Source organism: Streptomyces sp. YGL11-2 (genome assembly GCF_050054615.1).
Taxonomy (GTDB): Bacteria; Actinomycetota; Actinomycetes; order Streptomycetales; family Streptomycetaceae; genus Streptomyces.
The window spans coordinates 32,455-44,065 of sequence record NZ_JBNHIN010000037.1; the positions used below are offsets into that span (position 1 = coordinate 32,455).

The window sequence follows — 11,611 nt, forward strand, 5'->3', positions numbered from 1 at the left end:
GCGCGGGCACATGATCTGTCAAGGGGTATTTTCCTGTCCATGGCCGAGAACGCAGCTGACCTGGACACCTCCCCCGCGGGGCGGCCGACCCGCCCCGATCTGGCCGCGATGCTGGTGCCGTTGGGCCGGGCGCTGACCGCCCTGGAGCAGCCGGTACTCGACGCGCACGGCCTGGCCATGTGGGCGTATTCGGTACTGCTGCATCTCGACGAGACCCCGATCCGCACCCAGGCCGCCCTGGCCGAGACCATCCGGGCGGACAAGACCCGGATCATCCCGGTCCTCGACGACCTGGCGGCCCGCGGACTGATCCGCCGTCAGCCCGACCCCGGGGACCGGCGGGTCCGGCTGCTCTCCCTGACCCCCGAGGGCCGGCGGCTGCGCGACGCGGTCCAGTCGGACATCCAGCGCGGCGAGCAGCGGCTGCTGGCCCGGCTGCCGGCCGCCGACCGGGACGGTTTCCTGCGCGGCCTCCAGGCTCTGCACGCCGCCCTGCCCGAGCTGTCGCCGCGCAGGGCCGCGGACGGCCGATGACGTACGGAAGGTGCCGACCGGGCCGCCTGGGCCGACCCGGCCGGCACCTTCCGACACCGCGCCCGACGACCTCGAACCACACGCCGGGCTACGCCCGTCACCCCCGGTCGCGACCCTTGCCGTGCTCCCGTCCCGCACCTCCGTATCCGTCGTCGTGGACCGGGCCGGGGTCCTCGACGACGGCCACGGAAGGCGAGCAGCCACCGCAGGGGCCCCGGCCGTAGTGGCCCCTGCCGCCGGCGAGTGCGGCACTCGCGCCGCCCGGGGCGACGGTGGCAGCGAGGGCGTGGGCGGCGGTCACGGACCGGTACCGTCAACTCGCCGCGTTCGGCGGCGTGTTGACCGACGGGGCGGGCAGACAACCGGAGGGCCCGTACGGCAACCGGGAGCCGGGGCGCAACCCGAGCGCCACCAGGAGGACGGCCACCGCGAGGAACCCGGCGAGCACCGCGAAGCCGGTCAGGCTCGACCCCGTGGCATCGGTGAGCCACCCCACCAGATACGGCCCGGCGAACCCGCCCAGATTGCCCAGGGCGTTGATCAGGCCCATCGCGACCGCCACCGTCTCGAACCGCAGCAGCTGCCCCGGGATCGCCCAGAACGGGCCGTAGGGCGCGTACACCGCGGCGGCCGTGAGGCACAGCAACAGCATCCGGGGCAGCGCGCCGTGCACGGCCTGCCCGAGGAGCAGGGCGGCGATCCCGACCGCCAGGGGGACGGCCACCGCCTGCCGCCGCCGGCCGGTGCGGTCGGACCAGGCGGCGTTGCCGATCATCGCGACGAGCGCGACGGTGAACGGGATCGCGGTGAGCAGCCCGACTTCCGTCGGGGAGCCGTTGTGGGTCAGTTCCTTGATGACGGAGGGCAGCCACAGGCTGAATCCGTAGAAGCCGGTGATCCAGAAGAAGTAGACACCGATGAGGACCAGGACCGGCCGCTGCCGGACCACGTCCCGGTACGAGCCGCCGCCCGCCGGGGACTTGGCGGCCTCGTCGGCGGCGAGGGCCTGCTCCAGGTGGGCGGCCTCGGCCCGGGAGATCCAGCGCGCCTGTGCCGGCCGGTCGGCGACCGTGAACCACCACACCACCGCCCACAGCAGCGGCGGCAGCCCCTGGAGCACGAGCACCCAGCGCCAGCCCGCGTGGTCGAGCATCCAGCCGGACAGCGGCGCCATCAGGACGGAGGACAGCGGCAGGCAGGCCATCCAGAGCGCGTTGGCACGGGCCCGTTCGCGCAGCGGGAACCACGAGGCGAGGAGGATCAGCACCGCCGGCCAGACGCCGCCCTCGAAGAAGCCGAGGACGAAGCGCGCGATGTAGAACTGGCCGCGGGTCCGGACGAGACCGGAGAGCACCGCGGACAGCCCCCAGGCGACCATGAGGATCAGCACGGTCTTCCGGGCGCTCCAGCGCTGGGCGAGGAGCGCGGCCGGGATCTGCAGGAAGACGTAGCCGACGAAGAAGATGCCGCCGGCGAGCCCCTGGTCGGCGTGCGAGAGCGCCAGATCTCCGTGCATGTAGGGGAGGATGACGGAGATGTTGTTCCGGTCCAGGTACGCCAGCATGTACATGATCGCGGCGACCGGGATGACGTAGGCCCAGCGCCGTGCCGGAATCGGGGGCACCGGAGCGCCGTCCGCGTGTGGTGCGTCGGTCACCGGCCGACCGCCGTCCCGTAGGTGCGCTTCACGCAACGGGAGGTTAGCAGCCGGCCCTTCCGCGGATCAGGGGCCGTCGGCGGCGGACTCCCCGTCGGGCAGCGCCTGTTCGGTCCAGATGACCTTGCCGTCGCCGGTGTACCGGGTCCCCCACCGCTCGGCCAGCTGCGCGATCAGGAAGAGGCCGCGCCCGCCCTCGTCGGTGGTGGCCGCCTGCCGCAGATGCGGGGAGGTGCTGCTGCGGTCGGCGACCTCGCAGATCAGCGAGCGGTCCCGGATCAGCCGGACGCGGATGGGGCCGGCGGCGTAGCGGATGGCGTTGGTGACCAGCTCGCTGAGGATCAGCTCCGTGGTGAACGCCTCGTCGGCCAGCCCCCATTCGATCAGCTTGCGGACGGCGACGGCGCGCACCTGGGCGACCGCCGAGGGGTCGGCGGGCACGTCCCAGTCGGCGATGTGCGCGGCGCCCAGCACCCGGGTGCGGGCCACGAGCAGCGCGATGTCATCGGCCGGGCGGTCCGGCAGCAGTGCGCCGAGCACCGCCTCGCAGGTCTCCTCCGGTGTGCGGTCGGGGTGTCCGGCGAGCGTACGGCGCAGCAGCGCCATGCCCTCGTCGATGTCCCGGTGGCGGCCCTCGACGAGTCCGTCCGTGTAGAGCACCAGGCTGCTGCCCTCGGGGAGTTCCAGCCGGCAGGTGTCGAAGGGCAGCCCGCCCAGCCCCAGGGGCGGGCCGCCGGGTACGTCGACGAACGCGGCGCTGCCGTCCGGGCGCAGCAGCAGCGGCTGGACATGGCCGGCGCGGGCCATGGTGCAGACCCCGGAGGCCGGGTCGTAGATGGCGTAGAGGCAGGTGGCGCCGGTGACGGACGCCTCGGGGCCGTCGCCGGTGCTCTCGGTGCCCTCGGTGCCCTCGGCGCCCTCGTCCTGGTCGATGCGGGTGACGAGTTCGTCGAGGTGCCACAGGAGTTCGTCGGGCGGTACGTCCAGGTTCGCGAAGTTGTGGACGGCGGTCCGCAGCCGGCCCATGGTGGCCGCGGCGTGCAGCCCGTGTCCGACGACGTCGCCGACCACCAGCGCCACCCGGGCCCCGGGCAGCGGGATGATGTCGAACCAGTCGCCGCCGACGCCGCCCAGCCCACTGAGCCCGGCCTGGGCCGGCCGGTAGCGGAAGGCGGCCACGACCGCGTTCTGGTCCGGCAGGGCCCGCGGCAGCAGGCTGCGCTGGAGGGTCACCGCCATGGCGTGCTCGCGGGTGTAGCGGCGCGCGTTGTCGATGCTCACCGCGGCGCGGGCGACCAGCTCCTCGGCGAGCGAGAGGTCTTCCTCGTCGAACGGCTCGGGGGTGCGCGAGCGCCAGAAGAGGACGACGCCCAGGATCACGCCGCGGGCGCGCAGCGGAACGGCGATCAGCGAGTGGATGCCGTGGGCGACGATCTGCCGGGCCCGTTCGGGGTCGTGGTGCTGCCAGCCGGCGAACGCCGCCAGATCGCTTTCCAGGAACGGCTCACCGGCGGGCAGGCGGGCGCCGAGCGCGGTGTGGGGCGCGAAGCGAATCGGTTCGCCGACCGGGTAGAGCGAGCCGTCGGGCGGTTCGCCGCCGACCGCCGTACGGCGCATCTCGATGCCGGCGCCGGTGGCCGTCGGTTCCTCGCCGCCGAGGACGGACACGGCCAGGTCGACGGTCGCCAGGTCACTGAAGCGCGCGGCCCCGAACCCGGCGAGTTCCTCGCAGGTGCGCACCACGTCGAGGGTGGTGCCGATCTCGGTACCCGCGTCGTAGAGCAGCTTCAGCCGACCGCGGGCCACGTCGGCGCGACCGGTGACGGCCTGGAGCTCGGTGGTGTCGCGCAGGGTGGTGACGCTGCCGGGCGGGCCGCCGTCCTGGTCGGTCGACCGCTGGTTGACGGCGAGCAGGCGTTCCCCGACGGGGTGGACCTCGTCGGTGACGGTCCGGCCGGACTCCAGCAGGCCGGCGGTGGCCGGGTCCAGCCCCAGGTCGGCGACCGGGCGTCCTTCGACGTCCGGCGGGAGGTCGAGCAGCCGGCGCGCCTCGTCATTGGCGAGGACCAGCCGCCCGTCGCCACGGACGATGATCACCCCTTCGCGGACCGCGTGCAGCACCGCGTCGTGGTGCTCGTACATGCGGGTCATCTCGGCGGGTCCCAGGCCGTGGGTCTGCCGGCGCAGCCGCCGGGTGACCAGGGCCGTGCCGCCGGTGGTGAGCAGCAGGACGCCGGCCGCGGAGCCGAAGAGCAGCGGGAACTGCTCGTTGACGACCCCGCTCACCTTGCTGATGGTGATGCCGGCGGAGACCAGTCCGACGACGTTGCCGCTGTGTCCGAAGACCGGCACCACGGCCTGGACGAGCGGGCCGATGGTGCCGGTGATCTGCTCGGTGACGATGCCGCCGCGCACCGCGGGCTGGATGGTGCCGACGAACTTCTTGCCGATGCGGTTGGGGATCGGGTGGGTGTAGCGGATGCCGTCGGTGTTCATGACGACGACGAAGTCGACGCCGGAGCCGCGGCGGGCGGCTTCCGCCCGGGGCTGGAGGACGGCGGTCGGGTCCGGGCTCTTGAGGGCGGCTTCGAGGCCGGGGGAACTGGCGAAGGTCTGGGCGACGGCGAGCGATCTGTTCCGGGCCTCGCGCTCCGAGTCGGTCCCGGACTGCAGCACGAGGGCCGCAATGGCGGCGGCGACGAGCAGGACCACGATCGCCACCTGCAGGAGAAAGACCTGACCTGCGACAGTTCGCATCCGCAGAACCGAACGCGGGCGGCCGTAGCGTCCGGCCATGTCCTCTTTCTACACCTCCCGCATACGGTGGGCGAGCTGCACATCGCGCAGCGCAGCGGCCGTTAGCCGCCGCGCGACGGACGGGTGCACAGGCGTCGGAGGACGATGATCCCGTGGTGGCGGCCCGGACACCAGGGGGCCAGTAAACCAGCGGGTATGTTTCAGGGCTACGGGTCTGCGGTAGACGTGCGGGCCGCGAAAACGCGACGGGAGCCCCCTGCGTGTAACTCTTCCCACAGGGCCGGACGGTTGCGGCGGCCCGCCGGATCTGCCGCGCGATCATGGCGTTTCGGGCAACACGCCTGGTCAGGGGCGCTTACTCAGGAGTCGGATGCGGCACGGGGCGCCCGGACGGCGCCGGGGGGCGGCCACCGGGCCGGCGGGCGCGTATGAGACGTTCGTGGGCATGCGTACTGCAGAGGACATCCGTGCCGGGGCGGCCGAGCTGATCGACCACCTCGTGCGCGGACTGTGGAAGCCCAACGACGCCGACCGGCAGACCGCCGTCGCGTTGTACCGCTTCCTGGAGACGGGGCTGCCGCTGAACGGCGCGCAGATCCGTTCCGCCCTCGCGCACCCGCAGCCGGCGGCGCCGGCCAGCGCGGGACTGGTGAGGCTGCTGGGCGCGACCGCCGGCCTCCTCGACGACACGGACGTGGCCGACGGCCCCGCCGGGCGGGATGCCGTCGACCACGTGTGCCTGCTGCTGGACGCGCTCGCCCTCGCCCGGCTCGGCGGCCGGTAGAAGGGGCCGCTCAGACCCGCGGCGCCTCGGCGGCCAGGTCGTCCTCCGGGACGGTGATCACCCAGTGGCTGTCCTGCCGCGGGCGGAGGTAGACCGCCCAGTACACCGCCGCCGCGGCGACCACGCCGCCGGTGATCAGCAGGCTGACGGCGCTCTGCTGGCACAGCACCCAGGCCAGCACGACGACCAGCAGGGCGGGGATCGCCGGCCACAGCGGCATCCGCCAGGCGAGGCGGTGCTTGTGCTCCCCGCGGCGGGAGACCAGGGCGCCCAGCGCGACGAAGACGTACATGCCGGCGACGGCCACGCCGGTGACCTCGTTCAGCATGTCCAGCTTGGCGAAGCAGAGCGCGGCGCCGGGAACGCCCACCGCGAGGGTGGCCGCCCAGGGGGAGCCGAAGCGCTTGCCGACGTGCGAGAAGATCCGGTTGACCGGGGTCGGCCAGGCCGCGTCGCGCGCCGAGGAGAAGACCACCCGGGAGTTCTGGATCACCATGACGATCGCCGCGTTGATGATCGCCAGGGCGATGCACAGGCTGACGAAGGTGCCGACGGCGGAGTTGCTCCAGGTCTGCACCATGCCGGCGATGTCACCGGCGCCGAGGGTCTTGAGGTCGGGGGCGCCGAGCGTGATGGCGACGACCGGTATCAGCACGACGGCGGCGCCGATGGCGAGGGTCCACAGCACGGTGCGGGAGACGTTGCGCCGCGGGTTCTCCATCTCCTCGGCGAGGTACACGGCGGTGGAGAAGCCCTGGAGGATGAAGAGCGCGGTGGCCAGTCCGGTCACCATCAGCCCGGCGGTGACGGCCGTACTGGTGCCGTGCCCGGCGTCCATGACGGGGTGGATGAGGGTGGCCGCGGACCGGTGGGGGTGGGTGAAGCCGAGGAACGCGACGAGCGCGCTGGCCACCACCTCCAGGACGAGGAAGACGCCGGTGATCCACGCGTTGGCGCGCAGGTCGAGCAGGCCCATGGCGGTGGCCAGCAGCATCACGCCGGCGGCGGTGTACTGCGGATCGAGGTGCACGAGCGGCGCCAGATAGTCGGCGGTGCCCAGCGCGATGATGGGCGGCACGATCATGACGACGATCAGCGAGAGCACGAAGACCAGCCAGCCGGCGAGCCGGCCCATCAGGGTGCCGACCATCGCGTACTCGCCGCCGGAGCTCGGGACGAGGGTGCCCAACTCGGAGTAGGTGAAGGCCACTCCGACGCACAGCAGGCCCGCGATGGCGATGCTCAGGGCCGTTCCGGTACCGAGGGTGGCGAACGAGCCCGGCACGATCACGAACAGCGAGGACGCCGGGGTGAGGCAGGACAGCGTGAGCAGGGTGCCGCCGACCACACCGATCGAGCGGGTGAGTCGGGGGGTGTCCGCCGCTGTCGCACTGCGGGTGTCCGGCTCCGAAACTGCGGTGGCAACAGGCGTGTAGGGCATATCGGTCATCCGTGTCCCATCAGTGCTGGAGGCAGGAAGGGGTGGCACATACAAGGCGGAGTGCCGTAAAGCGGTCGGACCGGATGAATCGCCGGGTCCGCTTCGGTGACCGGAATACAACCGCCGTCGTCGACTCCCGTCAAGGTCTTGTTAAGGCGCTGAGACAACGAAATCCGCAGCCAACTCCGGACCAGAACGCCCTGATCCATGCGACAGAAGCGTTGTCACCGCGAATTCCGCGGACCTTGGCGAGCTGCGGATTCCCCGGTGGGGCGCGGGGGCGGGCGGCGTTTTTTGCGGGCGCGATACGGCCGTCAGTCGCCGCGGCGCCCGATTCGCGCCACGAGCAGCGCGACGTCGTCGTGATCGTTGCCGTGCCGCAGCACGCTCAGGAGGCGGTCGCACAGCTCCTCCAGCGGCCGTTCGGGCTCGGCGAGCAGGCCGAGGAGGACGTCCAGGCGGACGTCGATGGGCTGGTCGCGGGTCTCGATCAGCCCGTCCGTGTAGAGCACCACCTGGTCGCCCTCGCGCAGCGGCACGGTGGTCTGCTCGAAGGGCACCCCGCCCACGCCGAGCGGGGCGCCGGTCGGCAGGTCGAGCAGCTCGGGCGGCCGGCCGGGGCGTACCACGACCGGCGGGAGGTGGCCCGCGACGGCGATCCGGCACTCCTCGCGGTGCGGGTCGTGGACGGCGTACAGGCAGGTCGCGAAGGCCGGATCGAGGCCGCCGGCGATGTGGTCGAGATGGCGCAGCACCTCGTCGGGCTCCAGATCGAGATCGGCCAGCGCGCGGGTGGTGGTGCGCAACTGCCCCATGGTGGCGGCGGCGTTGATACCGCTGCCCATCACGTCGCCAACGACCAGCGCGGTCTTGTCACCGGCAACCGGGATGACGTCGAACCAGTCGCCGCCGACTTCACTGGCCGCCTGGGCGGGCTGGTAGCGGAAGCCGATCTCCATGGCGGTGGGCTGCAGCGGACGGTGGTTCATCAGATGCCGCTGGAGGGTGAGCGCGGTGCGCCGTTCACTCTGGTACGAGCGGGCGTTGTCGATGCACACCGCAGCGCGGGCGGCCAGCTCGACCGCGAGTACCGCATCGTCGTCGTCGAACGGCACCTCGTTGCCGATGCGGTACAGCGACAGCGTGCCGAGGACCTCACCGCGGGCGATCAGCGGCACCGCCAGATAGGAGTGCAGCCCGGCCGCCCGCAGCAGCTCGGCACCCTTCCCGTCGGCGGCGATCCGCGGCAGGTCCCCCGCGCCCACCCGGGAGACGAGCACCGGGCGGGCCTCGGTGACGGCGCGGGTGATCAGCCGGTCGGCGCCGTACGAGGCGAGCTCCCCGGTGGGGTCGGCGGCACGCACCGCGGGCGTCTCGCCGGACGTGGAGACCGCCAGCGCCCGGAAGCGGGCGGCGCCGTGGCGGCCGACCGTGGCGGGGCGGCGGCCGTCCAGCACGGTGTCGAGGACGTCGACGGCGGCCAGGTCGGCGAGTTCCGGCACGATGACGTCGGCGAGTTCACGGGCGGTCTGGTGGACGTCGAGGGTGGTGCCGACGGTCGCGGAGGCATCCGCGATCACCGCGAGCCGGCGCCGGGCGCGGGCGGCCTCGGTGGCGGCCCGGTGCTGCTCGGTGACGTCCACGACCGAGGTGGCGAGGCCCAGCACCCGGCCGTTGGGGTCCTCCAGCCGGTAGTACGACACCGTCCACGCCTGGTCGGTGTCGGGATGGCCGGCGGTGCGGCCGAGGGTGAACTGGTCGATCAGCGGCCGGCCGGTGGCCAGCACCTCGCCCATCCGCTCCACGATGACGTCGGTGTCCAGGAAGGACAGCGCCTCCCGGACATGGCGGCCGACGTGCTGCTCCGCGGGCAGGTCGTTGAGCCGCTCCAGCGCCGGGTTGACCATCACGAACCGCAGATCGGTGTCGAGCACCGCGAGTCCGATCGGCGACTGGGCCACGAGGCGGACGGAGAGCGCCAGGTCCCGCTCCACCCGCCGGAGCACGGCCTGGTCGGTGGCGATGCCCAGGGCGTAGGACTCGCCGCGCTCGTCCAGCAGCCGCATGTTGCGGAACTCGACCAGCCGGACGCTGCCGTCCTTGTGCTGGACGGGGAAGACGCCGGCCCAGCTCCCGCTGCCGGCCATGACCTCGGAGAACAGCTGCAGGACGAGATCGACGTGCTCGGGAGGGACCAGCAGCGGGGCAGCGTACCGGCCCAGCGCCTCCTCGGCGGTCCAGCCGAACAGCTCCTCGGCCTGGGGGCTCCACAGCGTGATCCGGCCCTTCGCGTCCAGCATCACGGCAGCCACGCCCAGGACGTCGAGCAGCCCGCCGGGCTGCGACGGTCCGGCTCCGACCGGGACGGCGCTCTCGGGGAACGCGTCGGTCGCACCCATCCAGGCACTCCTTCCGCCGGTCTCCGGGGACCGACAGCCGTGGCGCTCCGTGCACCGGCCGACTCTCGCCGTGCTGCCGCTGCCCTCCATCATCCCTCCACACAGGACGGCCGCGCCCCCACGCACATGGCGAGCGAGATCCATAAGGGGTGGGCCCGTACCGGATGGAGCATTATGCGTCGCCCTCCGCCAGGTCGGCGACCTCGTTGGCGATATTGGTCCGGCCTCCCGTGACGGCACAACGCCCGCGCCTGGCCTCCCGACTTGGAGATGTGGATCTCTTGGGACTACCCTGACATTAGTTGCTAGGGGCAACCAATAATGGAATGTCGCACCACCGGCGTACCCCCATACGCCGCCGGGGTCAGGAGGAAGTCGTCGATGCCCATATCCGACCAGCAGTTCCGTACGTACGTGGAGGAGAATCTCGATGCACTTAGCCTCGACCCGGGGCGCGAAGCCCTGGTCCACCAAGGCCGCCGGGTCACCGCCGGCGAGTTCCGCACCCTGGTCCTCAAGATGGCCCGCGCCCTGCGCACCCAGGGGATCGAACCCGGCGCGACCATCACCCTGCTGAGCGGCAACCTGCCGGAGACCATCGCCGCCCGCTACGCCGCCAACCTCATCGGCGCCCGGGTCAACCACCTCTACAACAAGCTCTCCGCCGACTCCCAGGCCGCGATCGTCCGCGACGTCGAGACCCGCGCCCTGATCGTCGATCCGCGGCTGGCCGAACGGGCCGCGGAACTGGTCGAGTTGGCGCCCATACCGGACGTCCTCGTGCTCGGTCCGACCAAGGTCGGCGCCGACCTGCTGGAGCTGGCCGCCGCGGAGAGCGACGAGCCGTTCGCCTCGCTCGCCCGGCCCGAGGACATCTGCACCATCCGCCACACCGGCGGCACCACCGGCCACCCCAAGGGCATCTGCACCACCTTCGAGCAGGTGCGGTGGTTCACCGGGGTGCTGCCGGAGTTCGAGGGCGTGCGGCACCGGCAGCTGGTCTGCACCACCCTCGCCCACGCGGCCGGCTACATGGCCGACACCGTCCTCCAGTCCGGCGGCACCGTCGTCCTGCACGACGACTTCGACGCCAAGGAGGCGCTCGCGGCCATCGAGCGCGAGCGGATCACCGCCCTGTTCCTGCTGCCGCCGCTGCTCTACCAGCTGATGGACCACCCCGACCGCCCGCACACCGACACCTCCAGCCTCCGCATGGTCACCTACGGCGGCTGCCAGGCGTCCCCGGCCCGGCTCGCCGACGCGGTACGGGCGTTCGGGCAGGTGCTGGTGCAGGGCTACGGCCAGAACGAGGCCGGCGGCATCAGCGTGCTGCTGCCCGAGGACCACGACCCGGACCGCCCCGACCGGCTGCGTTCGGCCGGCAAGGTGCTGCCCGACGTCGAGGTGGCGATCCGTGACGAGTCCGGGCGCGATCTGCCGTCCGGCGAGCACGGCGAGGTCTGTGTCCGCTCCACCATGATCATGCAGGGCTACTGGAAGCAGCCCGAGTTGACCGCCGAGGTGCTGCGGGACGGCTGGCTGCACACCGGCGACGTCGGATTCCTGGACGACGAGGGCTACTTGACCATCGTCGACCGGCTCAAGGACATGATCGTCGTGGTCGGCGGCCATGTGTACACCACCGAGCTGGAGGACCTGCTGAACTCGCACCCGCAGGTACTCCAGAGCGCCGTCTACGGCGTCCGCGACGCGGACCGGATGGAGCGGGTGTACGCGACGGTCGTGCGGACCCCCGACGGCGACGTCGACGCGGAGCAGCTGCGCGCGATGGTGCGCAAGGTCCGCGGCACGATGTACGAGCCGGCGCGGATCGCCTTCGCGGACGCGCTGCCGCTGACCGACGCGGGCAAGCCGGACAAGAAGGAACTCCGGCGTCGCGCCGAGGAGTCGGGCGACGCGGGCTGATCCCGGCCCGCCGGTCCCGGGGCACCGGACCGGCAGTGGGGGGGGGGGGGGGGGGGGGGGGGGGGGGGGGGGGGGGGGGGGGGGGGGGGGGGGGGGGGGGGGGGGGGGGGGGG

At 72.6% G+C, this 11,611-nt stretch carries 8 protein-coding genes; 3 read left to right on the forward strand and 5 right to left on the reverse strand.

Annotation, left to right across the window (positions count from 1 at the left end):
- Positions 1-39: 39 nt before the first annotated feature.
- On the forward strand, positions 40-534 hold the full coding sequence (locus ACO1BR_RS31455; RefSeq protein ID WP_426798489.1) for a MarR family winged helix-turn-helix transcriptional regulator: 495 nt from the start codon (positions 40-42) through the stop codon (positions 532-534).
- A 97-nt stretch (positions 535-631) separates the two neighbouring features.
- On the opposite strand, the gene ACO1BR_RS31460 is transcribed toward ACO1BR_RS31455, so the two are convergent.
- From ACO1BR_RS31460 to ACO1BR_RS31470, 3 genes are all read right to left on the reverse strand, one after another.
- A complete protein-coding gene (locus ACO1BR_RS31460; protein ID WP_426798490.1) occupies positions 632-835 on the reverse strand; it encodes a hypothetical protein in 204 nt (67 codons plus the stop codon).
- A gap of 12 nt (positions 836-847) precedes the next feature.
- Complete coding sequence (locus ACO1BR_RS31465) at positions 848-2,191, reverse strand: MFS transporter (RefSeq protein ID WP_426798491.1); 1,344 nt, start codon at positions 2,189-2,191, stop codon at positions 848-850.
- 66 nt (positions 2,192-2,257) lie between these two features.
- Positions 2,258-4,987 carry a SpoIIE family protein phosphatase gene (locus ACO1BR_RS31470; protein WP_426798492.1) on the reverse strand — a complete coding sequence of 910 codons (2,730 nt, stop codon included), beginning with the start codon at positions 4,985-4,987 and terminating at the stop codon, positions 2,258-2,260.
- A 406-nt stretch (positions 4,988-5,393) separates the two neighbouring features.
- On the opposite strand from ACO1BR_RS31470, the gene ACO1BR_RS31475 reads away from it, so the two are divergent.
- On the forward strand, positions 5,394-5,732 hold the full coding sequence (locus tag ACO1BR_RS31475) for a hypothetical protein (protein ID WP_426798493.1): 339 nt from the start codon (positions 5,394-5,396) through the stop codon (positions 5,730-5,732).
- Between the two features lie 10 nt (positions 5,733-5,742).
- Here the strand turns inward: ACO1BR_RS31475 and ACO1BR_RS31480 are convergent, their stop codons facing one another.
- Both ACO1BR_RS31480 and ACO1BR_RS31485 read right to left on the reverse strand, forming a co-directional pair.
- On the reverse strand, positions 5,743-7,182 hold the full coding sequence (locus ACO1BR_RS31480; protein ID WP_426798494.1) for an APC family permease: 1,440 nt from the start codon (positions 7,180-7,182) through the stop codon (positions 5,743-5,745).
- A gap of 305 nt (positions 7,183-7,487) precedes the next feature.
- Positions 7,488-9,572: a SpoIIE family protein phosphatase gene (locus ACO1BR_RS31485; protein WP_426798495.1), complete on the reverse strand. Its 2,085-nt coding sequence runs from the start codon at positions 9,570-9,572 to the stop codon at positions 7,488-7,490.
- 381 nt (positions 9,573-9,953) lie between these two features.
- On the opposite strand from ACO1BR_RS31485, the gene ACO1BR_RS31490 reads away from it, so the two are divergent.
- Complete coding sequence (locus ACO1BR_RS31490) at positions 9,954-11,498, forward strand: AMP-binding protein (RefSeq protein WP_426798496.1); 1,545 nt, start codon at positions 9,954-9,956, stop codon at positions 11,496-11,498.
- Positions 11,499-11,611: the final 113 nt, after the last annotated feature.